The organism is Methylobacterium indicum (genome assembly GCF_001043895.1).
GTDB classification, from domain to species: domain Bacteria; phylum Pseudomonadota; class Alphaproteobacteria; order Rhizobiales; family Beijerinckiaceae; genus Methylobacterium; species Methylobacterium indicum.
Map to the genome: position 1 here is coordinate 24,955 of NZ_JTHF01000047.1, position 26,685 is coordinate 51,639.

Annotated in this window: 27 protein-coding genes and 1 pseudogene; 9 read left to right on the forward strand and 19 right to left on the reverse strand. The window is 66.9% G+C overall.

Annotated features, from left to right (window positions below):
* Positions 1–76: 76 nt before the first annotated feature.
* The 15 genes from QR78_RS06110 to QR78_RS33920 all read right to left on the reverse strand — a co-directional run bounded on the left by QR78_RS06110 (position 77) and on the right by QR78_RS33920 (position 18,524).
* Positions 77–811 (reverse strand): DUF4396 domain-containing protein, encoded by a 735-nt coding sequence (locus QR78_RS06110; RefSeq protein ID WP_048426612.1) that lies wholly within the window; start codon positions 809–811, stop codon positions 77–79.
* An 8-nt stretch (positions 812–819) separates the two neighbouring features.
* Entirely contained in the window at positions 820–3,261 is a 2,442-nt protein-coding gene (locus QR78_RS06115; protein WP_048426613.1) for a heavy metal translocating P-type ATPase, read from the reverse strand.
* A gap of 58 nt (positions 3,262–3,319) precedes the next feature.
* Positions 3,320–3,754 (reverse strand): CopM family metallochaperone, encoded by a 435-nt coding sequence (gene copM, locus QR78_RS06120; RefSeq protein ID WP_048426614.1) that lies wholly within the window; start codon positions 3,752–3,754, stop codon positions 3,320–3,322.
* A gap of 26 nt (positions 3,755–3,780) precedes the next feature.
* The gene (locus tag QR78_RS06125) at positions 3,781–4,146 is read right to left on the reverse strand and encodes a hypothetical protein (protein ID WP_048426615.1); all 366 of its coding nucleotides are present in this window, start codon (positions 4,144–4,146) and stop codon (positions 3,781–3,783) included.
* 19 nt (positions 4,147–4,165) lie between these two features.
* Positions 4,166–7,315 (reverse strand): efflux RND transporter permease subunit, encoded by a 3,150-nt coding sequence (locus QR78_RS06130; RefSeq protein ID WP_048426616.1) that lies wholly within the window; start codon positions 7,313–7,315, stop codon positions 4,166–4,168.
* A 13-nt stretch (positions 7,316–7,328) separates the two neighbouring features.
* The gene (locus QR78_RS06135) at positions 7,329–9,068 is read right to left on the reverse strand and encodes an efflux RND transporter periplasmic adaptor subunit (RefSeq protein WP_048426617.1); all 1,740 of its coding nucleotides are present in this window, start codon (positions 9,066–9,068) and stop codon (positions 7,329–7,331) included.
* An 88-nt stretch (positions 9,069–9,156) separates the two neighbouring features.
* Positions 9,157–9,618, reverse strand: coding sequence for a hypothetical protein (locus QR78_RS06140; RefSeq protein ID WP_048426618.1), 462 nt, complete (start codon positions 9,616–9,618; stop codon positions 9,157–9,159).
* 92 nt (positions 9,619–9,710) lie between these two features.
* The gene (locus QR78_RS06145) at positions 9,711–9,923 is read right to left on the reverse strand and encodes a heavy-metal-associated domain-containing protein (RefSeq protein ID WP_048426619.1); all 213 of its coding nucleotides are present in this window, start codon (positions 9,921–9,923) and stop codon (positions 9,711–9,713) included.
* 81 nt (positions 9,924–10,004) lie between these two features.
* Positions 10,005–10,481 carry a DUF411 domain-containing protein gene (locus QR78_RS06150; RefSeq protein WP_048426620.1) on the reverse strand — a complete coding sequence of 159 codons (477 nt, stop codon included), beginning with the start codon at positions 10,479–10,481 and terminating at the stop codon, positions 10,005–10,007.
* 20 nt (positions 10,482–10,501) lie between these two features.
* Positions 10,502–13,663, reverse strand: coding sequence for an efflux RND transporter permease subunit (locus QR78_RS06155; RefSeq protein WP_048426621.1), 3,162 nt, complete (start codon positions 13,661–13,663; stop codon positions 10,502–10,504).
* Positions 13,660–15,186 (reverse strand): efflux RND transporter periplasmic adaptor subunit, encoded by a 1,527-nt coding sequence (locus tag QR78_RS06160; RefSeq protein WP_048426622.1) that lies wholly within the window; start codon positions 15,184–15,186, stop codon positions 13,660–13,662. The genes QR78_RS06155 and QR78_RS06160 overlap by 4 nt, the downstream gene beginning before the upstream one ends.
* Positions 15,183–15,587 carry a FixH family protein gene (locus QR78_RS06165; protein ID WP_048426623.1) on the reverse strand — a complete coding sequence of 135 codons (405 nt, stop codon included), beginning with the start codon at positions 15,585–15,587 and terminating at the stop codon, positions 15,183–15,185. Before QR78_RS06165 ends, QR78_RS06160 begins: the two co-directional genes overlap by 4 nt.
* A gap of 739 nt (positions 15,588–16,326) precedes the next feature.
* Positions 16,327–16,758 (reverse strand): hypothetical protein, encoded by a 432-nt coding sequence (locus tag QR78_RS32445; protein ID WP_082171533.1) that lies wholly within the window; start codon positions 16,756–16,758, stop codon positions 16,327–16,329.
* 132 nt (positions 16,759–16,890) lie between these two features.
* Positions 16,891–17,538: an NADAR family protein gene (locus QR78_RS32450; RefSeq protein WP_082171534.1), complete on the reverse strand. Its 648-nt coding sequence runs from the start codon at positions 17,536–17,538 to the stop codon at positions 16,891–16,893.
* 5 nt (positions 17,539–17,543) lie between these two features.
* Positions 17,544–18,524: a phosphoribosyltransferase-like protein gene (locus QR78_RS33920; protein WP_125900858.1), complete on the reverse strand. Its 981-nt coding sequence runs from the start codon at positions 18,522–18,524 to the stop codon at positions 17,544–17,546.
* Between the two features lie 173 nt (positions 18,525–18,697).
* On the opposite strand from QR78_RS33920, the gene QR78_RS06175 reads away from it, so the two are divergent.
* The 7 genes and pseudogenes from QR78_RS06175 (at position 18,698) to QR78_RS06200 (ending at position 21,878) form a co-directional block, all read left to right on the forward strand.
* On the forward strand, positions 18,698–18,955 hold the full coding sequence (locus QR78_RS06175; protein WP_179945791.1) for a hypothetical protein: 258 nt from the start codon (positions 18,698–18,700) through the stop codon (positions 18,953–18,955).
* Between the two features lie 247 nt (positions 18,956–19,202).
* On the forward strand, positions 19,203–19,376 hold the full coding sequence (locus tag QR78_RS35440) for a hypothetical protein (protein ID WP_167349666.1): 174 nt from the start codon (positions 19,203–19,205) through the stop codon (positions 19,374–19,376).
* A gap of 123 nt (positions 19,377–19,499) precedes the next feature.
* Entirely contained in the window at positions 19,500–19,742 is a 243-nt protein-coding gene (locus tag QR78_RS06180) for a type II toxin-antitoxin system VapB family antitoxin (protein ID WP_048426625.1), read from the forward strand.
* The gene (locus QR78_RS06185) at positions 19,742–20,137 is read left to right on the forward strand and encodes a type II toxin-antitoxin system VapC family toxin (RefSeq protein ID WP_048426626.1); all 396 of its coding nucleotides are present in this window, start codon (positions 19,742–19,744) and stop codon (positions 20,135–20,137) included. Before QR78_RS06180 ends, QR78_RS06185 begins: the two co-directional genes overlap by 1 nt.
* A 108-nt stretch (positions 20,138–20,245) precedes the next feature.
* Positions 20,246–20,653, forward strand: a pseudogene (locus QR78_RS35870) (MucR family transcriptional regulator).
* Between the two features lie 564 nt (positions 20,654–21,217).
* On the forward strand, positions 21,218–21,541 hold the full coding sequence (locus QR78_RS06195; RefSeq protein ID WP_048426627.1) for a DUF736 domain-containing protein: 324 nt from the start codon (positions 21,218–21,220) through the stop codon (positions 21,539–21,541).
* Between the two features lie 67 nt (positions 21,542–21,608).
* Positions 21,609–21,878 carry a hypothetical protein gene (locus QR78_RS06200; RefSeq protein WP_048426628.1) on the forward strand — a complete coding sequence of 90 codons (270 nt, stop codon included), beginning with the start codon at positions 21,609–21,611 and terminating at the stop codon, positions 21,876–21,878.
* Here the strand turns inward: QR78_RS06200 and QR78_RS06205 are convergent.
* Entirely contained in the window at positions 21,865–22,158 is a 294-nt protein-coding gene (locus QR78_RS06205; protein ID WP_125900862.1) for a hypothetical protein, read from the reverse strand. The genes QR78_RS06200 and QR78_RS06205 overlap by 14 nt on opposite strands.
* A gap of 294 nt (positions 22,159–22,452) precedes the next feature.
* Between QR78_RS06205 and QR78_RS06210 the strand changes: the two genes are divergently transcribed.
* Both QR78_RS06210 and QR78_RS06215 read left to right on the forward strand, forming a co-directional pair.
* Positions 22,453–23,472, forward strand: coding sequence for an ArdC family protein (locus tag QR78_RS06210; protein ID WP_048426630.1), 1,020 nt, complete (start codon positions 22,453–22,455; stop codon positions 23,470–23,472).
* Positions 23,472–24,011, forward strand: coding sequence for a hypothetical protein (locus tag QR78_RS06215; RefSeq protein WP_244276245.1), 540 nt, complete (start codon positions 23,472–23,474; stop codon positions 24,009–24,011). The genes QR78_RS06210 and QR78_RS06215 overlap by 1 nt, the downstream gene beginning before the upstream one ends.
* Before the next feature lie 322 nt (positions 24,012–24,333).
* Here QR78_RS06215 and QR78_RS06220 read toward each other — a convergent pair whose 3' ends face one another.
* The 3 genes from QR78_RS06220 to QR78_RS33925 form a co-directional block, all read right to left on the reverse strand.
* Positions 24,334–25,569 carry an MFS transporter gene (locus tag QR78_RS06220; RefSeq protein ID WP_048426631.1) on the reverse strand — a complete coding sequence of 412 codons (1,236 nt, stop codon included), beginning with the start codon at positions 25,567–25,569 and terminating at the stop codon, positions 24,334–24,336.
* A 181-nt stretch (positions 25,570–25,750) separates the two neighbouring features.
* Positions 25,751–25,930: a hypothetical protein gene (locus QR78_RS06225; protein ID WP_048426632.1), complete on the reverse strand. Its 180-nt coding sequence runs from the start codon at positions 25,928–25,930 to the stop codon at positions 25,751–25,753.
* A gap of 105 nt (positions 25,931–26,035) precedes the next feature.
* The gene (locus QR78_RS33925; protein ID WP_125940037.1) at positions 26,036–26,368 is read right to left on the reverse strand and encodes a hypothetical protein; all 333 of its coding nucleotides are present in this window, start codon (positions 26,366–26,368) and stop codon (positions 26,036–26,038) included.
* Between the last annotated feature and the right edge of the window lie 317 nt (positions 26,369–26,685).

The window sequence follows — 26,685 nt, forward strand, 5'->3', positions numbered from 1 at the left end:
GGGGAAGGTAGGCGGAAGGCTGCTCAGTGCGCTCGATCCCGCTAAGGAGGGCGGGGAGGATGCGCCGTGTTCCGGCTTACATCCGCTCCTTGATGCCGGAGCCAACGAGCCACCAGTTCACCGGGTAGCTGGTCAAGAACCCTGCGACCATGGCGACCTGCATGGCGAACCAGAACTCGACGGAGTTCACCGGCGCCTGCTGCCCAGCCACGTGCGGGTAGAGCCAGAATTGAACCAGCGCCATGAGGCCGTACATGCCGATCTGCCAAGCGATGAGCGACAGGGTGTCTGCTTTGAGGGCCGCGACGAAACCCTTGCCGGGCGACAGTCCTCGCATCGGCACGATGGCATAATATTGGAACGCGATCCCAAGCCCGTAGGCGAAAACGAAGTCCAGCACCCACACGGCGTACATCTTCTCATCGAAGATCGTGTGCCATCCAAACCAGATCGCCACCGCGGGCACCAGGAAGGCAAGCCACTCGGCGGCAACATCGCCGAGCATGCAGCCGCTGCCGCAATGGAGTGCGCCCTTGCCGACCATCACAGGGAACGGTGTGCCGGTCATGTTCGGCGGCTTCTCGCCTCGCTCCTTGGCGTGGTGATGCGCCTCCATCGTCGCGAGCCGGCCGTAGCGGTAGTAGGCCCAGACCACGGCGAGCGTGCCGAACAGGGCGCTGACCGGCCAGACCACGTTCATCACGGTCATGTGCTGCGGGTGCCGGATCACTTGCACCGAAAGCAACAACGAGCAGGCGGCACCCAGCAGCAGTGCACTGATCGAGAGGGCATGAAGCCAGGTCGGGAACATGCTGGCTCCTATCGGGACGACACGGGATCGAGGTTCGCTGCGCGTAGGCGCAGAGCGTTGCCGATTACGCTGACTGAGGAGAGCGCCATGGCTGCCGCCGCGATGACCGGCGAGAGCAGAATGCCGAGAAACGGGTAGAGGATGCCCGCCGCCACCGGAACGCCGGCCGCGTTATAGATGAAGGCAAAGAACAGGTTCTGGCGAATGTTCCCCATTACCGCTCGCGAGAGGCGGCGCGCTCGAACGATGCCGAGGAGATCGCCCTTGAGAAGCGTCAGGCCTGCGCTTTCGATGGCCACGTCAGTGCCCGTACCCATCGCGATGCCAACGTCCGCTGCAGCGAGGGCGGGCGCATCGTTCACGCCATCGCCGGCCATCGCGACCACCTGCCCGATCCCCTTGTAGCGCTCGACCACGGCCGCCTTCTGATCGGGCAGAACCTCCGCTTCGACCTCCTCGATGCCGAGCCGGCGCGCCACGGCCTCGGCCATGGTACGGTTGTCGCCGGTGAGCATGACGACCCGGATGCCCTCTGCTCGAAGCACCGCCAGCGCCTCGGGCGTGGTCTCCTTGATCGGGTCGGCGATGGCGAGGACGCCAGCCACGCGTCCGTCGATGCCCGCGAAGATCGCGGTGGCGCCCTCTCGCCGGAGGTCGTCAGCCGCAGCCGCATGGGCTGAGACGTCCACGCCCTGCTCGCGCAGGAAGGCGGCGTTGCCGAGCGCGACACGCCGACCATCAACCGTGCCGAGCGCGCCCTTGCCGGTTGGGCTGTCGAAGTCTGACACCGGGGCCAGGGCGATCCCGCGCTCGCCGGCTGCCTTCACGATGGCGAGCGCGAGAGGGTGCTCGCTCGCGCGTTCGACGCTCGCCGAAAGACGCAGTACCGTGTCCTCGTCGAAACCGGCCGCCGGCACCACCCGCGTCACTGCCGGCTTGCCCTCGGTCAGCGTCCCGGTCTTGTCGATCACCAGCGTGGTGACCTTCTCCATGCGCTCCAGCGCCTCTGCATTCTTGACGAGGACGCCGGCCTGGGCGCCCCGGCCGACACCAACCATGATGGACATCGGCGTGGCGAGCCCGAGCGCGCAGGGGCAGGCGATGATCAGCACCGCGACAGCTGCCAGCAGCGCGAAGGTGAAGCGTGGCTCGGGCCCGAAGGCCATCCAAGCGGCAAAGGCCAACGCCGCGACGCCGACGACTGCCGGCACGAACCAGCCGGCAACCTGGTCGGCCAAGCGCTGGATGGGTGCGCGCGAGCGCTGGGCCTCGGCCACCATCTGGACGATCCGGGCTAGCATGGTGTCGCGCCCGACCTTGGTTGCCTCAAGGATGAGCCCGCCGGTCTGGTTCAGGCTGCCGCCGATGACGGAAGCCCCGACCTCCTTGGTGACAGGCATGGATTCCCCCGTCACGAGGCTCTCGTCGACCGAGCTGCGGCCCTCTACGACGGCGCCGTCAACCGGTACCTTCTCGCCGGGGCGTACGCGCAGGCGGTCGCCGATCCCGATCGCGTCGAGTTGCACCTCCTCGTCCGTACCATCAGGCCGGATGCGGCGGGCCGTCTTCGGCGCGAGGTCGAGCAGAGCGCGGAGCGCACCGCCGGTACTCTCGCGAGCGCGAAGCTCCAGGACCTGCCCGAGGAGCACCAGCACCGTGATGACGGCGGCCGCCTCAAAATAAGCTGGCACCGCCCCACCGTGCCCGCGCAAGGCCTCCGGGAACAGTCCCGGGGCCGACGTCGCGACCACGCTGTATAGCCAGGCAACACCCGTTCCGAGTGCGACCAGCGTGAACATGTTCAGGTTGCGCGAGACGACTGAGTGGTAGCCGCGCACGAAGAAGGGCCAGCCAGCCCAGAGCACGACCGGGGTCGCTAGGGCGAACTGTATCCAGTTGGACGTCTGCTGGCCCAGGTGTTCCGTGAGGCCGAACAGGTGGCCGCCCATCTCCAACACGAACACCGGCAAGGTCAGGACCAGCCCGACCCAGAACCGACGCGTCATGTCGAGGAGTTCCTCGCTTGGGCCCTCGTTTGCGCCGACCAATGCCGGCTCGAGCGCCATCCCGCAGATCGGGCATGCTCCGGGTCCGACCTGGCGCACCTCCGGATGCATGGGACAGGTGTAGATCGTACCCTCAGGCACCGGGTCGACCTTCGCGGCGGCCTGGCCGGGGTCGACGTAGCGGACGGGGCTCGCCTCGAACTTGGTCCGACAGCCGTTCGAGCAGAAGTAGTACGGATGGCCGTCATGCTCGGCCCGGTGCTTGGTCGTGTGCGGATCGACCATCATTCCGCAGACCGGGTCCTTCACACGGTTGGCGCCGTCTACGTTCGCAGCGGCCGCGCTATGCTCGTCTTGGCCATGCGTGTGCGCGCCGTGGTCATGGCCGCACGCGTGGGCGTGGCCCGCCGATGCCGCCTGGTGCCCATGTGGCGCGTCGCTCATGTCTGTTCCCTTTGCTCGGCTCCGCCGGGCCGAAAGCGACCCGGCGGCGTAGGATGGATTACCGGCTGCCGTTCTTCTTCAGCCACGCCTCCATTTCGGAGATCTCCTTCTCCTGGTCGTCGATGATCTTTTGGGCCATCGCCTTGGTCTCAGGGTCCTTGGCGTACTTCAAGGCGACCTTGGCCATGGCAACCGCGCCCTTGTGATGCGGGATCATGTGCGTGCGGAAATCGATGTCTGCGTTGCCGCTGTAGGGCACGTGCATGTCGTGCATCATCGTCATGTCGGCGGCCTTGAAGTCCTTGGTCGAGGCCGGGTCCTTCGGATCCGGCTTCATCGACTGCATCATCTTCATCATGTCGTCGTCGTGGGTCGCGGCCGGGTTGCCCGGCATCTCATGACTCCCGTGTGAGTGCGTGCCCTGGGCCAGGGCGGTGCCGACGAGGCTGCCGGACAGGAGGGCGACGAGGGCGATCGTGCGGATCTGGGTCATGGGACTTCCTCTCTTGGGGTCAGGGGTCAGTTGAACTTGCCGCTGGCGGTCGCGCCGTCCGGGCCAGTGAGCTGCACGGCGCCCTTCGGGCTGTCGCCGAGCGAGGCGTTTGCTTTGCCAGTGAGGCGGTTGCCGTCCGCAGGCTCCAGCGGCACGCGGGCCGGCTTGCCGCCGACAACGAGGATGGCCGTGCCCTTGAAGCCGTTGGCCGGGACTGGCTTCTGCTCGCCGTCGGACAGGAACACGTCGACGGTCTCGCCCTTGGCGACGAGCTCGACGTGGAATTTGCCAGCGTCCGTCACCCGGCCTCCGTGCTGGCCGGCGGTCTCGTGGGCACTCACGCCTGTCGCGGCCAGCAGGCCGACGACGAGGGTCAGTTTCGGTAGGATCACGCTGTTGCCTCCTCTGGGGTCAATAAGCCTCGGCCGAACGCGGTCGCGCGCCGTCCGGGGATGGGTAAGCCGGCGCATCGGCGTGGAGGGCGCGAAGCCGCTCGAGCGGCTTGCTGCCGAAGCGCAGGAACAGAACGGGGGTCAGGAAGGTGTCGAGCAACGTCGCGCTGATCAGGCCGCCGAAGATCGTCACCGCGACCGGGTGCAGGATCTCCTTGCCTGGGCTCGCCGCGTCGTAGAGCAACGGCACCAGCGCCACGCCAGCCGACAACGCCGTCATCAGGACCGGGGTCAGCCGCTCGAGGCTGCCGCGGATCACGAGGTCGGGCCCGAACGGCACCCCCTCGTGAAGCGACAGGTTCAGGTAGTGGCTGATCTTCAGGATGCCGTTGCGTGCTGCGATGCCGGTCAGCGTGATGAACCCGATCATCGACGCCACCGAAAGCGGCTGCCCGACCAGCCACAGAGCGGTCACCGAGCCGATCAGCGCGAGAGGCACGTTGCCCATGATGATGAGCGCCAGTGCGACCGAGCGGTAGCGGCTGTAGAGGATGGCGAACACCATGGCCAAGGATAGGGCCGAGAGCGCCGCGATGGTCCGGCTCGCTTCCTCCTGCGCCTGGAAGGTGCCCTCCAGGCTGGTGAAGAAGCCCGGCGGCATCGGCTCCTTCGCCACGGCCTCGCGGATGGCCGCCACGATGGTGGTCATGTCGCTCTCGCCGTTGGTATTGGCCTGTACGACGATGCGACGCCGCGCGTTCTCGCGCAGGATCTGGTTCGGGCCGTCGGTCTCGCGGATGTCGGCCACCTGCTTCGCCGGTACCCAGCCCGAAGGCGTTTCCAGCAGGAGGTCGCCGAGGCCAGTCGTCGTCCGCCGGTTCTCGGAGAGGCGCAGCACGACGTCGAAGCGGCGCACGCCGTCGACGACAGTCGAGACCACGCGCCCATTCGAGAGGCGGCTGATCTGCTCGACGACGGCGGCCGGCTGCACTCCGTAGAGGGCCGCCCGGGTGTAATCGACGCGCACCTCCAATTGCGGGATGCGCACCTGACGCTCGACCTGCAGGTCGACGAGGCCCGGGATCTTGGTCATTCGATCGCGCAGGGCGTTGGCCACCCGGCGCAGGGCATCGAGGTCCTCGCCGAATACCTTGAGCGCGATCTCGGCGCGCACGCCCGAGAGCATGTGGTCGAGCCGATGCGAGATGGGCTGGCCGACGTTGACCGCTACCGGCAGGGCCGCGAGGCGTCCGCGGATGTCGGCAACCAACGCCTCCTTCGGCCGCTTCTCGCCCTCGTCGAGTGCTACCTCGATCTCGGAGGAGTGAACGCCTTCGGCGTGCTCGTCGAGCTCGGCCCGGCCGGTTCGCCTGCCGACCGCCTTCACGCCCGGGATATCCAGCAACAGCTTCTCGGCGATCAATCCGACCCGATTGCTCTCAGCGAGCGAGATGCCCGGGTTGAAGGTCACGTTGACCGTAAAGGACCCTTCGTTGAAGGGCGGCAGGAAGGCGCGCGGCAGGTTCCAGGCGGCGATGCCCGCGCCGATCACTGCCATCGCGACGGTGCCCACCAGAAGGCCCTGATGCCGGAACGCGACCCGCAGCAGAGCGGCATTGCCCCGCTTGAGCAGCTTGAGAAACCGGCTGTCGTGCTCCTCCAGGTTCTTGAGGCCCGGCAATAGCAGGGAGGCTAGCACTGGCGTCAGGGTGATGGAAGTGAGCAGACTCGCCAGGATCGAGATGATGTAGGCCTGACCGAGTGGCGCGAAGAGCCGACCTTCGATGCCTGACAGCGCAAACAGTGGCACGAAAACCAGGATGATAATCAGCGTCGCGTAGACAATACCGGAGCGAACCTCGTTTGAGGCTTCCACAACCACCTGGAACGTGCTCTTCGGGTTGCCTGCCCGGCGGTTCTCACCGAGGCGTCTGTAGATATTCTCCACGTCCACGACCGCGTCGTCGACGAGCTCGCCGATGGCGATGGCCAGCCCTCCGAGCGTCATGGTGTTGATGGACAGCCCGAACAGGTGGAACACCACCGCGGTGGTCAGCACCGAGACCGGGATGGCCAAGAGCGAGATGGCGGTGGTGCGCACGTTCAGCAGGAACGCGAACAGCACCACCGCTACTACCAGCACGGCCTCGACGAGGACGCGCTCGACATTACGGATGGAGGTCTCGATGAAGTCGGCCTGCCGAAACAGGACTTGGTCGGCCTTGATGCCACCGGGCAGGTTCGGGTTGAGCTCCTTCAGCGCCGTCTCGATGCTGCGGGTGAGGCGCACGGTATCGACGTCCGGTTGCTTCTCGACCGAGACGATGACCGAAGGCTTGGCCATGTAGCCGGCATCGCCGCGCTTCACCCGGGCTGCGAAGGACACCTCGGCGACTTGGCGGAGGTGGACCGGCGTATTGGCGACCGTCGCGACCACGAGGTTGCGCAGATCGTCGAGGCTCATGGTCCGGCCGATGTTCCGGATCAGGTACTCGCGGGAATGCTGGTCGGTGAAGCCGCCGCCGGCATTGGTCCCGAATTGGGCGAGCGCCGTCTCAAGCTGGGCGTTCGTCACCTCAAGCGAGCGCATCGCCGCAGGGTTCGGGCTGACCCGGAACTGGCGCACCTCGCCCCCGATGGGGATGACCTGGGCCACACCCGGGATGGTCAGCAGCCGCGGCCGGATGGTGAAGTCGGCGACCTCTCGCACCTGCATCGGGCTGGCGGTCTCGCTGGTGACCGCCACGAGCAGGATCTGGCCCATGATGCTGGAGATGGGCCCCATTACCGGCGTGACGCCGCGAGGCAGCTGATCCTGCACCAGGCTCAGGCGCTCGGCGACCTGCTGCCGGTTCCGGTAGATGTCCGTGCCCCAGTCGAACTCGACGTAGGTGATGGACAGGCCGACGCCCGAGACGGAGCGCACGCGGGTTACCCCCGGGAGGCCGTTCATCCGGGTCTCGATGGGGTAGGTGACGAGCTGCTCGACCTCCTGCGGCGCGTAGCCCTCAGCCTCCGTCATGATGGTGACGGTGGGCTTGTTGAGGTCGGGGAAGACATCGACCGGCAGCTTGGTGGCGGTGAAGGCGCCGTAGAGCACCAGCACCGCGGCGAGCGCGAGGACGAGCAGGCGGTTGCGGACCGACTGGCTGACGAGGAAGGTGAACATTGGGGCTGCCTCCTCAGCGAACCTGGTCGAGGAGTTCGGCGCCCTGGGTCACGACGCGCTTACCGGGTCCAACGCCCTCGGCGATCAGCACGCGCCCGCCATCGAGCGGCTCAACCCGGACGGGCCTGGCCTCGAAGCGCTCGGCGGTGGTGTGCTCGTAGACGACGTCCTGCCCGTTGCCGGTGCGCACGATGGCCGAGCGCGGCAGCGCTAGGCCGGACTGCTCGGCGTCCGTGCCGGCCAGCACGGTAACGAACTGGCCGACCCGCAGACCCGAGGCGCCACCCTGGATCGCGAACTGAACCGGAATGGCCTGGTTGCGATCGGCGAGGCCGGTGCCCTGGTACGCCAGCTTCAGTGTGCGCCCGTCGGCCAACCGGGCCGTAGCGTTCTGCGCCGCGGTCAGGGCGTCGAAGCTCAGCGCCTCGACCCAGAGGCGGTTGGGGTCGACGATCTGGAAAACCATGGCGCCAGGCGCCGCCATCTGGCCGGCGACCGCGGTCGCCTGTGCCACTACGCCGTCGACAGGGGCCACCAGCGTCTCGGGCTGCTGCCGAGCCTTGTCGAGGGCCGACCGGCGGTCGTGCAGGCCGACCAATTCGGCCTGAGCATCGTCTAGCTGAGTCTGAGCCACCGCACCGGTGGTAGCAAGCTTGCGGTAGCGCTCGACCCGGCGTTCGACGATGGCGATCTGCTGGTCGAGCTCGCCCTGGCGCTGGCGCATGTCGGAAACGTCGATGGCCTGGACGGGCGGTGCTACGCTGGCAAGTACATCTCCCTTCCGGACCTTGGTCCCCAAGCGTGGGAACAGGCCGGAGGGCGGCGGTGAGAGGCGGCCACCGACAGAGGACTGCACGACGCCACTGGCATTCGGGTCCGGAATGATGCGGCCCGGCAGCTCGACCGAGCGGTGGAAGCTGCCCTGCTCGGTCATCGTGGTGCGCAGCACGAGCAGCCGCTGCGTGGGCTTGGGCACGAACACGGAGCCGTCGGGCAGGCGCTGGGCGAGGTCAGAGGTCGCTGGTGCGGATGGTCGCGGCTCGATCAGGGCCGCCCCCTGCACGGGGGCGCCGTGATCCTCGTCGCCGTGCGCGAAGGCGGCGGTACCGAGAACGAGGGTGATACCGATGGCCAGCAGCGCAACGGCAGGGGTGCTGCGGCGGCCGCGCACCGCTGCAGTCACGAGCATGCCGAGCAGGAACGCCACGGCGATCGAAGCCACCAGCGTCGGGTCTTTCTGCCCGAGGCGCTCGCGTACCCCATGGGCGACCTCGGAGACGCGTCCCATCACCGCCTGAGTGGGGGCGGCAGGAGCCGGTGCCGCTGCCGGAGAAACCTTCGGATCGGGCACGGTGACCGCGACGGTGAGCACGTCGACGGCATCGCCGGCCGTAACGGTCGCGACGAGCTCGTGCCGGCCGGGCTTCGACAGCCAGGGTGCCGGTAGGGCATAGCCGCCTTCCTGCGTGGCCGTGGCGGTCCGGGGGCCTTCGGGTGTCTCGACCTCGACCGTGGCGCCCGGCACCGGCTCGTTCGTCCGGAAGCGGTCGAGGTAGAGCATCAGGGTGCCATCGCGCGGGATGGCGACGAGTTCGAAGGCGTCCGACAGGGCCTCGCCGCGTGGGGCAATGGTCGTGGAGACGGGCGGGGGAGCCGTGCCGTGGTCGTGTCCGCCATGGGCATGAGCAGGCCCCACCAGGACGGCGGCAAGCAGCGCCGCCGCGCCCAGGGCGGCGGTAAATCGGGTCGGCATGAACAGAAATCCTCGCGTCGGGGAGGCCGGACGCGCGCCTTGACAGCAGACGCAATCCGGGTGTCGCGCGCCTCAGGCGCGCCTCATCTCACGCGAGGGTTCGTGGGGGCTCGGGCAGGGCCTCGGGGCCGGGGCCGGCGCGACCGGCGATATCACGCGGGATCAGCGTGACGATCCGGAAAAGGGACGGCGACAAGGTAGACGGGCCGGACAGGATGCCGGTGGCACAGCAGGCCATCGGCCCGCAGCAGCGGGTCTTGCAAGGCCCGGGGCAGCAGCCGCCATCCTGCTCCAGTTCGATGCGCGCAGGCTCGATGAACGAGACCGGGAGCGCGAACGTGGACCAAGCAGGTACCCCGGTTCCGACCGCCGGCTTGACGGACGCCGACCCGGCCTCAGCCACCGGTGCGGTCGCTGGCTGCACCGCAGCCACATGGTGGCCGTCGTGTCGGTGTCCCTCGTGGGCCTGGACGGCGGACGGCGCGACGTAGGCGATGATCGCGAGGATCATCGCCGCCATCAAACGCACGATTTGCCGGTCGAGGCTCATGAGGTCTGGCTTACACCGTTTTTGGTGGCGGGACTATGTCTGCCGTTGAGACGTGAATGCCCGTGAACAGGTTTGGTTTCCGCCACAGCTTTTCAAGCGGCAGCGCGGAGCGGTTCCGCCGGGAAGCCGGCGGCGATGATGGCTTGGGTGATGCGGTCCGCCGGGCCGGAGGTTCCCGACACCGTGACGAGCTTAGCTTCCAGATCCACCTCGACCTGAGCGTTTGGCGCGACGCCGAGGACGGCGCGGGTGACAGACTTGGCGCAGCCGCCGCAGCCCATCTTGTCGACCTTGTAGCGGAACATGACGCTCTCCCGTTTGGCGTCCTACCCATATGAAGCTTCCCATAATGGGAAGGTCAAGAGTGATCCTGTCGGACGGCAGGCTCAGGCCGGCTCGCTACCCCGGTAGCGTGCGAAGACGCTCCGCCCTTCCGCTCCGAACAGGGTGACCTCGTAGGTGTTGGGCTCCATGCCCTCGGCCTCCATTCCGGGTGAGCCAATCGGCATGCCCTGAACCGCCAAACCCGTTCCTTTGGGCTTCGCCGTGAGCAGACGCTTGATCGCTCCGGCCGGCACGTGCCCCTCGACGACGTAGCCGCCGACCTCGGCGGTGTGGCAGGAGGCGAGGTCCCGCGGCACGCCGAGACGTGCCTTCACCGGGTTCACCGGCCCCTCGGTCACAGTCACCGTGAAGCCGGCTTCGCGCAGGTGGGCCACCCACTTCTCGCAGCAGCCGCAGGTCGGGTCCTTGGTCACCGCCACTACGGGCAGGCCTGCGGCGAGTGCCTGTCGCCCCACGGTCAGTCCGGCCGCCAAACCCGCGAGAAGGGTCCGGCGCGATAGCAAACTGTCAGCCTTCATCGCTTGCTCCTGTCGGTTTCTCATTCGGCAGCCAAAGGTGTCCGTGCGGTCGCCTCAGCCACCGCGTTCGTCGGTGGAAGCCCGCGGCTCTTCACCAGTGCGTAGACCGCCGGGATCACGACCAGCGTCAGAACAGTCGAGGAGACCATCCCGCCGATCATGGGTACTGCGATCCGCTGCATCACCTCGGACCCCGCACCCGTGCTCCAGAGGATCGGGACGAGCCCTGCCATGATGGCCGTCACGGTCATCATCTTGGGGCGGACCCGCTCGACCGCGCCGACCATGATGGCTTGGCCCAGATCCGCACGCGTAAGCGGCCGCCCCTCCCGTTCGCACCCGGCCCGGACCTCGTCGAGGGCATGGTCGAGGTAGACCAGCATGATCACCCCGGTCTCCGCGGCGACGCCGGCTAAGGCGATGAACCCGACCGCCACCGCGACCGACATGTTGAAGCCCATCCACCAGAGCAGCCAGACCCCGCCGACAAGCGCGAAGGGCAGAGACAGCATGACGATGAGCGTCTCGGTAAGCCGCTGGAAGTTCAGGTAGAGCAGCAGGAGGACGACCAGCAGCGTCATCGGCACCACGACCCTCAGCCGCGCCTCCGCCCGCTCAAGGTACTCGTACTGCCCGCTCCACTGCAGGGTGGAGCCTTGGGGCAGCTTGATCTCGTCGGTGACAGCCTTGCGGGCCTCGGCCACGTAGCCGCCGAGATCGCGCCCCGCGATGTCGACGAAGATGTAGATCGCGAGCTGTCCGTTCTCAGTGCGGATCGAGGTCGGGCCGCGGGTGAGCTCGACCTTCGCCACCTCGCGCAGTGGCACCGTGCCGCCCGCGGGCAGCGGCACCTGCACCTCGTCAGCGATGGCCCGTGGGTTCGACCGGTAGGCCCGGGGATAGCGCACGTTGACCGTGTAGCGCTCTCGACCTTCGACGGTGTTCGTCACGGCCTGGCCGCCGAGCGCGGTCGCGACGACGTCCTGTACGTCACCGACCATCAGGCCGTAGCGCCCGAGCGCCTCGCGGTCCGGCGTGATGTCGAGGAAGTAGCCGCCGATGACCCGCTCGGCGTAGGCGCTCGACGTGCCGGGCACGGCCCGGAGCACCGCCTCGACCTGGCGGGCGACCTCCTCCATCTTCCTCAGGTCGGTTCCCAGCACCTTCACGCCGACCGGCGTACGGATGCCGGTCGAGAGCATGTCGATGCGGGCCCGGATAGGCTGCGTCCAGGCATTCGACACGCCCGGGAACTGCAGGGCCGCGTCCATCTCGCCCTTGAGGCTGGCGAGCGTCACGCCGGGGCGCCACTCTGCTTTCGGCTTCAGCGTGATGACCGTCTCGAACATCTCCATCGGGGCGGGGTCGGTCGCGGTGTTGGCGCGTCCCGCCTTGCCGTAGACCGAGGCGACCTCAGGGAACGACTTGATGATGCGGTCCTGGGTGGCGAGGAGTTCGCCCGCCTTCGTTACCGAGATGCCCGGCAGGGTCGTCGGCATGTAGAGGAGCGTCCCCTCGTTCAGCTCTGGCATGAACTCGGAGCCGAGTTGCCGCGCCGGCCAAGCAGTGGCCGCGAGCGCCCCCACGGCGAGCAGGATAGTCAGGGCCCGGGCCCGCAGTACGCCGGCGATGAGCGGCCGGTACAGCCAGATGAGCAGCCGGTTCAGGGGGTTGCGGTGCTCCGGCACGATCCGCCCGCGCACGAACAGCACCATCAGTGCCGGCACCAGGGTCACCGAGAGAAGCGCCGCCGCTGCCATGGCGAAGGTCTTGGTGTAGGCGAGCGGCCCGAACAGTCGCCCCTCCTGGCTCTCCAAGGTGAAGATCGGCAGGAACGAGACCGTGATGACGAGGAGCGAGAAGAACAGGGAAGGTCCGACTTCAGCCGCGGCCTCGACCAGGATCTCGACCCGCGGCTTGCCCGGTGGCGCCCGCTCCAGGTGCTTGTGGGCGTTCTCGATCATCACGATGGCGGCGTCGACCATGGCGCCGACCGCGATGGCGATGCCGCCCAGGCTCATGATGTTGGCGCCAATCCCAAGCGCCTTCATGCCTGTGAGCGCCATCAGGATACCGACCGGCAGCATCAGGATGGCCACCAGCGCGCTGCGCACGTGCAGCAGGAAAACGATGCAGACCAAGGAGACCACGACGCTCTCCTCGACGAGCGTGCCCTTGAGCGTCTCGATGGCCGCGTCGATGAGCTGCGAGCGGTCGTAGACCGGTAGGATCTCGGTGCCCGCCGGCAGGCTTTTCGCCACCTCGGCGAGCTTCGTCTTCACACTTTCTATGACGTTGAGGGCGTTGGCGCCGAAGCGCTGCAGGACGATGCCGCCGGCTACCTCGCCCTCGCCGTTCATCTCGGTGATGCCGCGCCGCTCGTCCGGTCCGAGCTCGACCCGGGCGACGTCCCGGACCCGCAGCGGCGTGCCGCTGGCGGTCTTGAGCACGATGTTCTCGATGTCGGCGACGTTCCTCAGATAGCCGCGCCCGCGCACCATGAACTCGAATTCGGAGAGCTCGACCGTGCGACCGCCGACGTCGGCGTTGCTCACCCGGATGGCGTCCCGAAGCTTGTTGAGCGAGATGCCCTGGGCGCGCAGCCGGTTCGGGTCGACGACGACGTTGTACTGCTTGACGAACCCGCCAACGCCGGCGATCTCGGCCACCCCTTCGGCGCGCGATGCCCCGAAGCGGATGACCCAGTCCTGCAGCGAGCGAAGCTCGGCGAGCGTTTGCTCACGTGCAACCACCACATACTGGTAGACCCAGCCCACCCCCGTGGCGTCGGGGCCAAGGGTCGGCGTAACACCGGCCGGCAGGCGAGCCGCCGCGCCGTTGAGGTACTCCAGCACACGCGAGCGGCCCCAGTAGGGGTCGGTGCCGTCCTCGAAGATCACGTAGACGAAGCTGACGCCGAAGAAGGAAAAGCCGCGCACCACCTTCGCCCTCGGCACCGTCAACATGGCGGTGGTCAGGGGGTACGTTACCTGGTCTTCTACGACCTGAGGGGCTTGCCCAGGGTACTCGGTGTAGACGATGGCCTGCACGTCCGAGAGGTCCGGGATGGCGTCGAGCGGCAGGGTTCGGAGGGCCAGGACCCCGGTCGCGATCGCGAACACGGTGCCGACCAGCACTAGGACGAGGTTGCGGGCCGACCAGCCGATAAGGCGCGCGATCATCGCATCGCCCCCGCGCTCGACGCCTGCCGGTCGTCCTTCGGCGCGGTCATGGACTGGAGCGCCGCCTTCAGGTTGCTCTCGGCGTCGATCAGGAAGTTCGCCGCGGTGACCACCCGGTCGCCGGCAGAGACGCCCTCGCGCACCTCGACGTAGCCGCCGCCGCGCACGCCGACCTTCACCTCCTTCGGCTCGAAGCGGCCCTCGCCGCGGTCGAGAAGAACGACCTGGTGCTCACCCGTGTCGATAACCGCGTCATCCGGCACTGCCATCACCGGGCTCGCGGCACCGGTCGCGATCTCGATGTCGGCGTACATGTCGGGGAGCAGCGCGCCGTCTGGGTTCGGCAGTTCGATGCGTACCCGCGTGGCACGGGTCCCGGGGTTCACCTGCGGGTAGATGACCGCCACTTTGCCGGAGAAGGTCCGCCCCGGTGCCGAGCGCAGGCGTACGGTCACGAGCTGGCCCACACGGATCCCTGCGAGGTCGCGCTCGGGCACATCGGCCAGCACCCACATCAGGGAGATGTCGCCGATCCGGAACAGAGTGTCGCCGGCCGCGGCCCTCATACCCTCGACGGCGGTTCGCTGCAGGACAAGACCGTCGCGGGGCGACGACCAGGTGATGGCCATCGGCACCTTCCGGGTGCGCTCCATCTCGTCGATGACGGCTTCCGAGACGTTGAGGTTCTGCAGGCGCCGCCGGGTCCCGTCGAAGCCGGGGTTGGCGATGAGCTGGGCTGCGGCCGCATTGATCTCGGGCGAGTAGACGTTGACCAGGGGCTGGCCCTTTCGGACCCGGTCGCCGGTGGTGACGTTCTCGACGTGGTCGACGTAAGCGTCCGAACGGGTCGCCACGACAGTGACGCGGCGCTCGTCGAGCGCGACCGTGCCGGGTACCCGAACCGGCTGGGAGACGGCCCGCCGCTCGGCCGCCGCCGTGCGCACGCCGGTTCGCTGGATCTTGGCGGGCGAGACGGCCACGACGCCGCCCTCGTCCTCGCCCGCATAGACAGGGACGTAGTCCATCCCCATCGAGTCCTTCTTCGGCTTCGGCGAGGTGTCCGGCAGTCCCATTGGGTTGCGATAGTAGAGGATGCGACGCGCACCGGCCCCGGGCTTAGCCGCCTCGTCGAACGGCATGCCGTGGTGCGCCACGTCGGCGGACATGGCCTCGGCGTCGCCGGCGTCGAAGCGGACGTCCTCGCTCGCATGCACTGGCCGGAACGTGCGACCGTCCCCTGTCACCATGGGCGAGGCCGAGTAGACCGGTTTCCCGTCCGGGTCACGGTAGTAGACCACCGGCCCGGTCGGGACCTGTGCTTTGGGTGTTGGCGTCAGCCGGTTCGGACGGGTGTCCGGCATCCAGTGTGCGAAGCCGGTCCGCGCCCACTCGACGAGGGCGGGTGCGAGGTCCGACCCTGCCCGTTCGACGAAGGCGGGAGCGCTCCCGTGCCCCGTCCAATAGCCGAGGCCCCCCGCCGCAAGCGCGGCGAGGGTCCCGGCAAGCCATGCCGAGCGGGTCATTTCGCGGCCTGAAGGACCAGCTTGTCCTCGACCGTGCCGGTCTCACCCTGGACCTTGGCGGCCAGTGACAGCCGCCAGCGGCCCTGCATCGAAAGCTTGGCCTTGAAGCGGTAGATGCCCGGCTCGGTCGAAGGGACCTGTTCGACCTTGGTGGCCATCTCCTCCATGGCGTCGGGCGCCATGTCGAGGCGCTTGGCAAAGACGACAGCGTCGGGCACCGGCTTGCCGCTGCGCTTGTCGATCAGCCGGACGGCGATCACGGTCTCGCCGACCTTCGCCTCCTGCTGCACCAGCTCGAAGCGGTAATCCTTGATGTCGGCGAGCGCCGGTAGGGCCGGAACCGACAGGGCGGCGCCGAGCAGCGCGGGCGCGAGGGCGCGCGCGAGAGGGTTGTTGGTCACGGGTAATATCTCCTGAACGCGATGGCGGGCCGCACGCGAACGCGCGGCATCGTGCCGGCGCTCACGCCGGCGGCATCGGTTTCAGGCTCGGGGAGGCTTGGACGGGGGGACCTGAGCCAGGCTCGCGAAGGCGGCGTCGCCGTCCCAAGAGACGCCCGAGGCGACAAGCGTGGGAGCCAATGGGCCAACGCTTATCGGTGGACCGGGGACGACTTTCGCCAGGCAGAGCGCCATCAGAGGGCAGGCCTTGGAGCAGTCCGGCATAGCCGGCTTCTCGTGAGGACAGCAGGGCATGTCGTCCATGGCCATTCCAGCCACGTCGGCGGCGCCCATTTCCGCCATGAGGTTGTGGTCGGTGCTCGCGGATACCGGCGCGCGCATCCCTGCGGCGGCCGTCGAAGCGGTCACCGGGGTGAGAGCGAGGCTGAGAACCGCCAGGAGCGGAAGCAGCCGCCGGAGGGCGAGCCAATACGTCACCAAGCGACGATGCCAGTTTTTCAGCCCGGGCGGAAGGGCCATGCACGCCAAGATACACTTCGCCCCCGTTAGAAAGAAAAGGGTACGAAAGCGGCAAGATCTATGGCGCCAAAAATATATTATTGCAATCAGAGGGTTGCACGGAGCAGGTCGACATCATTACAAACGGTTGGGGCGGCGACCTCGCACTGAGTAAACGACACAATCCCTCGATGCTCGCAGGCCAGCGACACCGATGGGTGTCAGGCGCCAGATCTTCCCGCTAAATCACCGGGTAGGGGCCAAGGAACAGATCCCCGAGCGCGCGTCTTCGCAGGTAGGTCAGGCGCCGCCGGCGCAGATGCTCCGGCCGGTCGTGGATCAGGTGGCAGCGCTGGCACCATGCCGCAAGATCCCGGTCACCGTTCAGGCTGGTGTCGTGCTCGCGGTGGCACGCTGCCAGGATCGGCACTGTCAACCGAGCGCGAGACAGGGCCGCAAGCCCGGGCTGCCGCCGCAGCAGTCGGCCGCGGCCGGAGCGCCAGTGACCAACTTCGGCGTCGAACCATGTCCCATCATCGAGGCAAACGATCACCTGCCCGTGCGGACGCCCACAGGCCTCGCAGCGACCGCCGGCGCGGCCGAAGCGGATCACTGCCGAGAGCTGCGGCCAGTCAATCGGGTAGAAATGGCGGTGTTCGGGACGGATCGGCACGGTGCGGTCACGCTAGCACGGCCAGGTTAAAAGCGAATCCCCCTTCTTCAGCCAATCGGAGATCACCGAGGCCGTCCGTCCACCAGATCCAGATCGAAATATCTCTTGGCGGGCCTGAATGGGCGAAGCTGACTAGGGTATACCCCATAGCTGCAAAGCGCTGTCAGGTTTTGCGGCTCTCTGATGATCGTCATTTTTCGTAAAATTTACTGTAACTACTGGTATTTCACGGCCAAGGAGCGTAAAATCGTGGATTTTTACAGGAAATACTTGGATCAAGCTTTCTGGATCGTTTTTCAGTTTCTCTCTTAGCTCCATTAGAAGCCGACCAAGAACATTACTGCCGCGAAAATTGCCATCATTGCCCTTGATTGCTCCCCAGAACTCGTCCTTCCGTGAGTCTTCTACTATTGGCTTGTTTTCCGTACGAAGAAGAAGGTTGCCGAATTTCGTCCAGTTCTGCGCAAGTTTGACGCGGAGGCACCACTTCATGATGGGAACTCGGATGTCGTCCCATTGATCGCGGCTGTCGTTCCGATATGGCTTGGACCGCATCTTGGCCGTCATCGGGCTTGTCTCACTCACGATGAGCTTCTGCACCTCGGGCCGATGGGGAAATCTACACGCTTGGTACAAGGCTTCCGAGGTCCGCACTGACACGCCGGCAATGCGAAGCGGAAAGCCTGGCGCCATGTTGGACAGGCCGCCAAACTCCTCTCCGGTCTTGCGGAACGAGACCACTTCGTCGACGCGGTAGGTCCGTGGATCGGCGTTGGCCATGACGGTCAGTTCGTTATTCTGGGGAGCAAGGGATACCACGGATCGCCTGCCCACAACACTAGCGGTGCGTTATTGGGACAATTGCGATATGTGGCAAATAAAGTTCCAAAACCGAACGTTCTCATAGTCGTATTTCCGAGAGGGCGCTGGTGAATATTAAGATAGGGACACATCGCGCGTACCTCAACGCCTTTTTTAAGAAATTCCTGCTCAAGCACCTCTCGGCCTTCGTTGGACGAAAAGAACTGCTTGGGTCCCGTGCTGGCCCCTGTTCGCCATGTTTGAGGCTTTCCAAGTTGTGCGATGTACGCGTTTACGGACGGGTCGGCTCCGGAAGTGGTTGGTCTTAGAACATCTGATTGATTTACTTTGAACAGGCCGTCCTCAATGGCTATGTAATGCGCCCAATTTAAGGAAATATTTTTTCCGGACCGGGCGATTGCGCTCTTGAGGCTTCGATCTGTGAAGTAGTGCCCTTGTGTGTGCAAGGCAATGACTGCGACCATAAGCTCAGCCCTTTGAGGTGCCTGACCGATGATCCAATTTTCCAGATCAGTACCGATCCGGCCCCCAGAAAACAGGCCGTCGTCAAGATAGAAGAACTTGTTGCCTTGTGCGCAATCAATAATTGAGAAGCCGCATTCTTTAATAAGTCTTTTGTCAAAAACTGTCAGAAGCTCCCGCTGACTATTGCCTCTCGGCTGCATGTTGAGAAAATTCACTTGCCGCCAGAATGCATGCGGGTTGCCTGCTGTCCAACCGGGGTGATGAATGAGGCCCCGCAAGACACCTCTCACCCGAATTTTAGAAAAATACGTTTTTCCAAGTACATGGTTGATTTCGCTTAATATTGCTAGCTGAGACGATTGAGTGAACTGGTTGACCCATTTTTCGACATGCTCAGGGGTCGGGGTAGGGAGGGTGCCGGCTTGATAATCCTCGATCGTCGTTGCAATCGATTGCAGCAACCTGTTCCGCTCGCTCATGCTCACCCCTACATTATCAAAGCCGACGATGACGATTGCAGCGGCGGTTGGCAACCTGAAGTCAGAGGCAGGTCGGTGGCATAGGAGCGATGAGGCTTTGAAAAGGAATGAGTGATCGAAGAGAGGCTTCAGCGACCATTGTAAGGTCACGATGATGGCCGGACTTCTTATCCTTGCCTTCTAGGCGAACAGAGGGTCAGGCCGTCATCGAGATCCCGGCGCTCGAGCTGCGGCAGGCGGGTCTGTCAGACCTGAAGCGCGGCTGGATCACGGTCAGCGAGTGCAATCACGACGTCGTCGAACGCTCGTTCTACTTCGACCCGAAACGGGCGGCGCGTGGCCAGTTCGGGCCCGGGTTCATGAACCAGATCCGGACCGCGATCCGCCCGCTCTTCACCGCCGCCCAAGGTCGGATCGACCGTACCCTGTAACTGCATGCCGCTATGATATCGATGTCCTGTCGATATCTGCCACGAGCCGGCGGTGGACGACCCCGCTCTCTCGTCAGCCACCCCGATAGGCCGTCGCGGCCTTGTACGATCAACCCGCGAGGGGTCCGCTCCGCTGCGCGGGCGGCCGCTTCGGCTGCGCCTACGCGGTGATCGCGGCCACTCCCGGCCTCTAGGGGCCGCTGTCGAGCGGGGATCGCCCCCGCTCCAGCACGGAGCGAAGACCCCGATGGCCACCGACCTCTCCCTCGCGAACCGCTACGCCCACAGCCTCGCGGCCTCCCTGATGGTCCCGGTCACCGTCTTCCGCTCCGAGGCCGGCTACGGCGTCGTCACCTCCGACGAGTACGAGGGCGACCCGGCCGACGTCCTCTCCGAGTTCGATCCCCACGGGGAGGAGTGATCCTCGCGCCGGGGCAGCGCATTCCCTGCCTCCTCCTTCTTGCATCGCGGGGCCACGGGCTTGCCTCGCACCGGCCCCGGGATATCCTATCCGGGATATCAGCTATATCCGATTGGGATATCCATGGCTCTGTTCATCAAGGATCCGGAGGTCGACGCCCTCGCTCAGGAGCTGGCGGCGCTCAAGCGCACCACCAAAACCGAGGCCGTTCGTCAGGCCCTGCGCGGCGAGATCGAGCGAGTGAAGGGCGAGCGCGACCTCGTCCGCCTGTCGCTCGACTTCGCCAGTCGGCTACGCGAGCGGGCCGGACCGAACCCGCGCCCCGCCGACGGCGTGTTGCGCGGCCAACTCTACGGAACCCTTTGATGTTCGTCGATACCTCCGCACTGGTCGCGATCCTCTCCGGCGACCCCGAGGCTGCCGCCCTCGTCGCGCGCCTTCAGCAGGCCCGCCAGCGGCTCACCTCGCCGCTTGTGGTCGCCGAGACCACGATCGCGCTCAGCAGCATCCTCGATCTGCCCCTGCCCGACGCAGGAGGCGCCGTGCAGGAGTACCTCGCGCTCGCCTCGATCCAGGTGCTCGCCGTGCCGCCCAAGGCGGCGGCGGGCGCGATCGAGGCGTTCGAGACCTACGGCCAGGGCCGTCACCCGGCCGGGCTCGGGCTCAGTGAGTGCTTCGCCTATGCCTGCGCCCGGTCCTATCGCATGCCGTTGCTGTTTAAGGGCAAAAACTTGGCGCTAACTGATATCGCCGTCGCATAAAGCGGCAGATCGTCGTTGGCTTTGTAGAAGATAGGTTCGATCTTCCCTCGCCCTCGCAGGGATACTGATGTGGCGATTGTGTTCTCAGATCTGAATCTGGCGAACAGGGTGGCGCTGAACGTTGCGGCATTGATCGTTGCGGCATACGTGTCGAATAATTACATCCCGATTTGTCAGGTTCCGTGGCTGATCGAGGCGATTCATGGCGCGCTTTCGGATATTGCCATAGACAAGCTTGAGCCGGATCCGGTGCTCCGAAAGCCCACGAACGCACAGATCCGCCGATCAAGCACGGAGGACGGATTGGTGTCCTTCCTCGATGGCAAGAAGTATCAGATACTTTAGCGCCATCTGGTGGCCCACGGCATGACGTTCACCGAATACCGGCTGCGCTTCGGCTTGCCCCACGGTTATCCGTCGATGACGCCCAGCCTCCGGGCGCAGCGCATTGCACAGGCCGCCGTCAACGGCATCGGGACCCGCTACGGGCGGTATCAGGGTCGCAAGCACGGCTGAGGGTGGAGGCCGTGCGGGCCCAGGGCACCGCAGGGGCTGCCTTGCCCCGCCGCAGCGGCCCGGCCGGGTGCAGGGTCCTGGCGGGTGTGTCGACGCCCGTGATCGATCAGCCACCGCGCCTGTCGAACCGCCGGATCATCCCACCAGCTCGCCCCTGACGGCGTCGGAGGGGGGCGGCGCGTCCGGCAGCGAGATCCTCCCTGGTCAAGCGGCCCATGAGCCAGGGGGCGGGGCGGGGCGAGGGCCGGAGCCACCGACGTCAGGGTGCGTTCCTCCGAGCCGGACCAGGGGCGTTCCCGCGACGCGGTGGGCCTGGCCGCAGCCCAGAGGCCTCGGTGATGGGCGGTTCTACCCGGGTCGCCCGGGGCCGCAACGGCGGATGCCGAGTTTCTTCCCCGTCGCCTAACGGCGCCTCCTCGCGCAACCCAAGAAACCCTGCCCTCGCCGTCCTCCGCTGACGCTGCGGCCTGCAAGCAGGTGCGGCGCCGGTCGCCTCCGGCTCAACGAACGCCATCGAGGCCGCAGGAGCGCGGCCAAGAGCAACCGGACGAGAGGATCACGACCATGGCGACCATCGGCACCTTCACCCAGACCCAGAACGGCTTCACCGGCGACATCGCCACCCTCACCATCCAGGCGCGTAAGGTCACGATCGTGCCGGCGACGGAGCGCAGCGGCGAGAGTGCCCCGACCCACCGGATCTACCTCGGCAAGGCGGAGATCGGCGCCGGATGGGCCAAGGTGTCGAAGGGTGAGCGGGACTACGTCTCGGTCAAGATCGACGACCCGAGCCTGCCGGCTCCCCTCTACGCCCGCCTCTTCGCGGAGGAAGACGGCAAGACCCACTCGCTGATCTGGACCCGCGAGACCAACCGCCGCCGGGGCTGACCCAGGCTTTCACGGGCCCCGCCGATCGCGGCGGGGCCGGACCTGCGACGAAAATGGAGCCCTATCGATGGCTTACGCGTTCGACACACTCGGATATTCTAAGGCCCTGCGTGCGGCCGGCATCCCCACCGATCACGCCGAGGCACATGCCGCAGCGGCCCGGGAGTTCATCATGGTCGACCTCGTGACCAAGGAGGATCTGCGCGCGGCCAAGGACGAACTCCGCTCCGCCATGGAGCTGGAGACTCTCCGATTGACCATTCGGCTCGGGAGCATGATCGTAGGCGGCCTCGTGACGACTTTCGGGGGCCTTGCCGCCCTCATCAAGCTGACCTGACCGGCATCTCGGCCCACTCCGCGCGAGCCGTTCGCCCCGGCCTGCGTCCTCGCCGCCGGGACTTCTCCGCCGCCAATTCGCGCTGGATCTCGGCGCGCGTCGCCAGGCCTTTCGGCACGTAGCCGAGCTGTACGAGCAGCCCGTTCAGCAGCTTGAATTGGTACGCGTGTCCGAACTGTGCGTTCGCGTACTCGCTCTCGCTGGCCGCGGACCCGTCCTCGCCCTCTAGGGCTTCGAGTTGCATCAGTGCCGCGAGGTAGAGGCGGTGGGCCGCGCGCACGCGCTGCTCCAGGGGCTCATCCAGGTGGCTTGAGCGTTGCAAGGACCGTCCCTCTATCCAGGCCTGCCGCAGGGTACCCGATGTGGGTCAAATGCAATTCTAGGATATAAATTTTCTGTGTTCTAGCAACCTTTGCGTGAGTTGCCGTGGGTTTCTTGCCCATCGCACGTCGTCGCGAACGTCCGCGTGGTGGATCAGCCGGGAGGTCGTGCCGGAGTGAGAGAAGGCCGGGAGAGGTCATGACGGGAGATCAGGCCGGAGAGAAGCTCCGGCGCCCGTCGCGAGACCACGCCGATGGCCCGACGCCCCTCCTCTTCCCGGAGATCCCCTGCCCGCCGCACCGAGGCCGTTCCAGCCCCGCGCGTCGACCTCTACCAGCGCATCACCGACACGATCATCGCCCAGCTCGAGGAGGGCCGGGTGCCGTGGGTGCAGCCGTGGGGCGATCTGCCCGGTGCCGCCGCGGTCGGGATGCCGCGCAATGCCCAGACCGAGCGGGCGTATTCCGGCATCAACGTGATGCTGCTGTGGGCAAGCGGCATGGAGGCGGGCTACCCGACCCAGCGCTGGCTCACCTTCCGCCAGGCGCTCGCCCTCGGCGGCTGCGTGCGCCGCGGCGAGAAGGGCACACCGGTCGTCTACGCCAACCGCTTTACCCCTGATCGGGAGCGCGAACGAGCCAGCGCAGCCGGCGTGGAGGCGCGGTCGATCGCGTTCCTTAAGCAGTACACGGTCTTCAACGCCGCGCAGTGCGACGGGCTGCCCGAAGGCCTCTACGTGCCGCCCCCGCCGCCGCGCGAGGATCTGATCGAACCGCGCTTCCGCGCGCTGATGGAGGCGAGCGGCGTGCCCATCCACATCGGCGGGCAGAGGGCGTTCTACCGCCCGGCCGACGACGCGATCGTGCTGCCGCCGCCCCAATCCTTCTTCGAGCCAGTGAACTTCCACCGGACCGCAGCGCATGAGCTGTCCCACGCCACGGGCGCTGCCCACCGGCTCGCCCGCGACTTCACCGGGCGCTTCGGGAGCGAGGGCTACGCGCGCGAGGAGCTGGTGGCCGAGATCTCGGCGGCCTTCGTCTGCGCCAGCCTCGGCATCGTGCCGACCGTGCGCCACGCCGACTACATCGCATCCTGGCTCGAGGTGCTGAGCTCGGACCCCCGCGCGATCGTGCAGGCGGCGGGGATGGCGAGCCGCTCGGCCGACTGGCTGCTCGCCCGCCTGCCAGCCGAGCTCGCCCCGGAGGGCGCCGGCGGGCCGGACGAGGGCGATGAGGACGACGAGATCCCGGCCGACATGCAGGCGGCCGCGTGATGCGGTTCAAGCCCTGGCCGCGGCCGACCCCGTTCGAGGACACGTCGCGCAAGCGCGCGGCGTACCGGCGCAAGCAGGTCCGCGAGCAGGCGGCCCTGCCCCTGTTCGCCGCCGTGGTCGCCGAGCACCAGCTCGACGTCGACGAGGAGATGGTCCGGCGCACCGGGCAGTGGGAGCGCCAGCAGCAGGAGAGCCGCCGGCAGCGGGCGGCCGGCGGGCGCAGAAAGCGCGAGCGCCTGTTCGCGCTCCCCCTCGCCCGGCGGTTGGCGATACGAGCGCTGTGGCGGGTCTGCCCGTACCCGGCCGATCCGAGCTATCTCGGGACGCTGCTGCACGAGATCGCGACCGGGCGGATCGATCCGGCCCAGCCACCGTGGGGTGGCCGGTACACGCTCACTCCCCGGACGACGCCGAACCCGACGAGCTTCGATGAGGCGTTCCGGCAAATCGGCCAGCGAATGGTCGGCGGTGGGCCGAAGACGACGGAAGCCGCCGAGCGCCAGTTCTGCGGCAATCTGGGTCGGGGATCCTGTTCCTGACCTCGCGCGTGCGACTGATCGAGCCGAACGAGTCGTTCTAGACCTCGTCGAACCACCGCCTGTCAGGCAGCCACGTCGGCCGCTCCGGGGATTGGGTGGTCATCGCGGTGCGAGGTGACTGCTCTGATGCGGACCTGGCCCTGATCCGCCGCCTTGCTCTGGCGGAGGACGACCGGCCCGTGGTGGTAAGGCGAGCGTAACCGCGCCGCAGCCGCGCGTCCGGTAGCTGGCTTCTGCAAGGCTGCTGGGGTCAAAACCTAAGCAGCTTGGCCGTGCGAAGGTCTCCTGAAGGTGGTTTACGGACCCTTGGTAGTGGATCGGCTCAGGTCCGCTTCGCGCTACTTGCGGAACCGAGCCGCAACCGCTGAACGGCGATCAGTCCGAACGCAACCGCCCCCGCTGCTGAGAGAGAGGCACCCGTGATGAAGGTGCCATAGGAACCGTAGGCGTCCCACATGAGCCCGGCCGCCACATTGCCAGCCAGGACCGTAACGCCCGTCAGCAGGTTGAAGACGCCGAATGCCGTGCCTCGCAGGGCGGCGGGCGCGCTGTCGGCGATCAGCGTCGCGAGCAGGCCCTGCGAGAACCCCATGTGCAGTCCCCACAAGACGATGCCCACCATGAAGGCGGAGACGGAGGAGGCGTGGGCGAGCACCATGTAGGCCACCACCAGGAACACGAGGCTGGTCCCGAGCAGGCCCGTCCGCCCGATCGCGTCCGACAGGCGTCCGACCGGGTAGGCGGTCAGGCCGTAGACCGCGTGCATGATGACCAGGGTGATCGGAACCCAGGTCAACGAGAACCCGGCCTCCTGCGACTTGAGCAACAGGAACGCCTCGCTGAACCGCGCCGCAGTTAGCAGGCAAGCGACGAAGATCGTCAGCCACACCCCCCTGCCGAGTCTGACAGCATCCGCTACGCGCGGCGGGCCGTCCTTCTTCACCGGAGATGCGTGCACTGGTTCCTCGATGCCCACGACCAGGAGCGCGACCGCGAGGAGCGCCGGTACGACGGCGACCCAGAACACGGCCTGTACGTTGCCGCCGAACAGGAACAGCAGACCGATCGCGACGAGCGGGCCAAGGAAGCCGCCGACCGTATCGAGCGACTTGCGCAGCCCGAAGCTCGCCCCGCGTAGCTCGGGCGGTGTAACGTCGGCGATCAGTGCATCGCGCGGGGTGCCGCGGATGCCCTTGCCGACGCGGTCGATCGCCTTCGCGCCGACGATCCAGCCGATCGAGGAGGCCACGGGGAAGATCAGCTTGGAGGCCGCTCCCAGCCCGTACCCGGCGATCACCATCGGCTTCCGCCGACCACTCCAGTCGGTGATGATGCCCGAGAAGAGCTTGGTCGTCGTCGCGACAGCGACGGAGAAGCCCTCGACAAAGCCGACGAGCGCTGCCGATGCCCCGAGAGTGCCGACGAGGTAGAGCGGCAGTAGCGCCTGAACGATCTCGGACGACACGTCCATCAGCAGGCTGACGAAGCCGAGAACCCACACCGTGCGCGGGATCACGGGTCGCTGGACGTTTGGTGCGGAGGCGGACGAGTTCTGCATGCTGCGCGGGATCCAGTTGCAGCGGGGCCATGCAGGACGGGGCATACGTTGGCAATCGATGCCGCGAGAGGTTCGGGGTCCGCACTCGCGCAGGCCCGGTCGTTCGGCACCGTGCCCTCGAACGTCTTCAAGGGATCGAAAGCAGCCGTTCGCACGGTCAAGCAGAGTGCGCTTTTCCACCCTACCGCCAACGGTCGCTGGCGTGCACGCCGATCTCGCGTCCCTCAAGACGGGCGACCTCGACCGCGACCTTCGTCCAGTACCTGGTCCTGCGCCCTTCCGGGCGCCGTGCCCGCTCGCGGGCGCGATAGTAGGCGTCGCTGCCGTAGCGGCGGTGCATGATGCGGGCGCGAGCCCGCACCCGGGCCTGTCGTCGGGCGCGCCGGTGCAGGAATGTCCCGAGGCCCAGCGGGAGCGGACAAGGCTTCACAGGGTCGGCCTCTGCCGGAGTCGTGCGCTGCCGATGTCATAGGCGCCAGAAGCGGCCCGATCCAGTCGGCGTGGCGGTGATCCGCCCGCTGGCTGCCTCGATCCGCCGGGAGGGTCTGGGCGGTGACCGATCTGCCGGATCGAGCGTCGTGCCGTAGAGGGAGAGGAGAAATCCGGTAAAGCAGCCTCTCGGACGAACAATGAAAGCCCTGAGTTCGAACGCGAGAGGCTGCGGCGGATGACCGATCCACTCACCTTCGAGATGTCCCTCGACCTCGATATTCTGGAGCCCGGCCGGGTGCTCGAGGCCGGCGCCCGCGAGTACGTGCGGCGCCACTCCGCCCCGACCATCGACGAAGCGCGGGCTCATCTCGCCGGCGACATGGCCAAGGCCCTCGCCGTCCTCGTCGACCTGCGCGATCTCACGGCCGACGGCGCCGTCGTGGTGCGCATCGAGACGACCGCCACAGACCCCGAACTCCCCCGCCTTCCCGGCCCGCCGCCCGCGCCCTGCCGGCCCCGGATCCGGCTTCCTGATCGGGCCTCACGGCCCCGGGCCCACCCTCGCGCGCGAGGGGGCCCTTTTCCCGTGCAGGCTCCCCGGGTGGGACGAGGGGTCCCACCGCGCCTGCGGCGCAGGGGCGAGACATGGGCGAGTACGTGATGACCACCGTGACCATCGGCGGC

Coding starts and splice junctions, on each gene's coding strand:
- QR78_RS06215 (WP_244276245.1), top strand. CDS start 23,472: ATGCGGTTCAAGCCCTGGCCGCGGCCGACCCCGTTCGAGGACACGTCG.
- QR78_RS06180 (WP_048426625.1), top strand. CDS start 19,500: ATGGCTCTGTTCATCAAGGATCCGGAGGTCGACGCCCTCGCTCAGGAG.
- copM (WP_048426614.1), bottom strand. CDS start 3,754: ATGACCCAGATCCGCACGATCGCCCTCGTCGCCCTCCTGTCCGGCAGC.
- QR78_RS06210 (WP_048426630.1), top strand. CDS start 22,453: ATGGCCCGACGCCCCTCCTCTTCCCGGAGATCCCCTGCCCGCCGCACC.
- QR78_RS33925 (WP_125940037.1), bottom strand. CDS start 26,368: ATGAGCCCGCGCTTCGTCGATGGTCGGGGCGGAGTGGCGCCGCACGTA.
- QR78_RS06135 (WP_048426617.1), bottom strand. CDS start 9,068: ATGCCGACCCGATTTACCGCCGCCCTGGGCGCGGCGGCGCTGCTTGCC.
- QR78_RS33920 (WP_125900858.1), bottom strand. CDS start 18,524: ATGAGCGAGCGGAACAGGTTGCTGCAATCGATTGCAACGACGATCGAG.
- QR78_RS35440 (WP_167349666.1), top strand. CDS start 19,203: ATGGCCACCGACCTCTCCCTCGCGAACCGCTACGCCCACAGCCTCGCG.
- QR78_RS06200 (WP_048426628.1), top strand. CDS start 21,609: ATGGCTTACGCGTTCGACACACTCGGATATTCTAAGGCCCTGCGTGCG.
- QR78_RS06185 (WP_048426626.1), top strand. CDS start 19,742: ATGTTCGTCGATACCTCCGCACTGGTCGCGATCCTCTCCGGCGACCCC.
- QR78_RS06150 (WP_048426620.1), bottom strand. CDS start 10,481: ATGAAGGCTGACAGTTTGCTATCGCGCCGGACCCTTCTCGCGGGTTTG.
- QR78_RS06160 (WP_048426622.1), bottom strand. CDS start 15,186: ATGACCCGCTCGGCATGGCTTGCCGGGACCCTCGCCGCGCTTGCGGCG.
- QR78_RS06110 (WP_048426612.1), bottom strand. CDS start 811: ATGTTCCCGACCTGGCTTCATGCCCTCTCGATCAGTGCACTGCTGCTG.
- QR78_RS06145 (WP_048426619.1), bottom strand. CDS start 9,923: ATGTTCCGCTACAAGGTCGACAAGATGGGCTGCGGCGGCTGCGCCAAG.
- QR78_RS06130 (WP_048426616.1), bottom strand. CDS start 7,315: ATGTTCACCTTCCTCGTCAGCCAGTCGGTCCGCAACCGCCTGCTCGTC.
- QR78_RS32450 (WP_082171534.1), bottom strand. CDS start 17,538: ATGGCCAACGCCGATCCACGGACCTACCGCGTCGACGAAGTGGTCTCG.
- QR78_RS06155 (WP_048426621.1), bottom strand. CDS start 13,663: ATGATCGCGCGCCTTATCGGCTGGTCGGCCCGCAACCTCGTCCTAGTG.
- QR78_RS06220 (WP_048426631.1), bottom strand. CDS start 25,569: ATGCAGAACTCGTCCGCCTCCGCACCAAACGTCCAGCGACCCGTGATC.
- QR78_RS06140 (WP_048426618.1), bottom strand. CDS start 9,618: ATGAGCCTCGACCGGCAAATCGTGCGTTTGATGGCGGCGATGATCCTC.
- QR78_RS06115 (WP_048426613.1), bottom strand. CDS start 3,261: ATGAGCGACGCGCCACATGGGCACCAGGCGGCATCGGCGGGCCACGCC.
- QR78_RS06195 (WP_048426627.1), top strand. CDS start 21,218: ATGGCGACCATCGGCACCTTCACCCAGACCCAGAACGGCTTCACCGGC.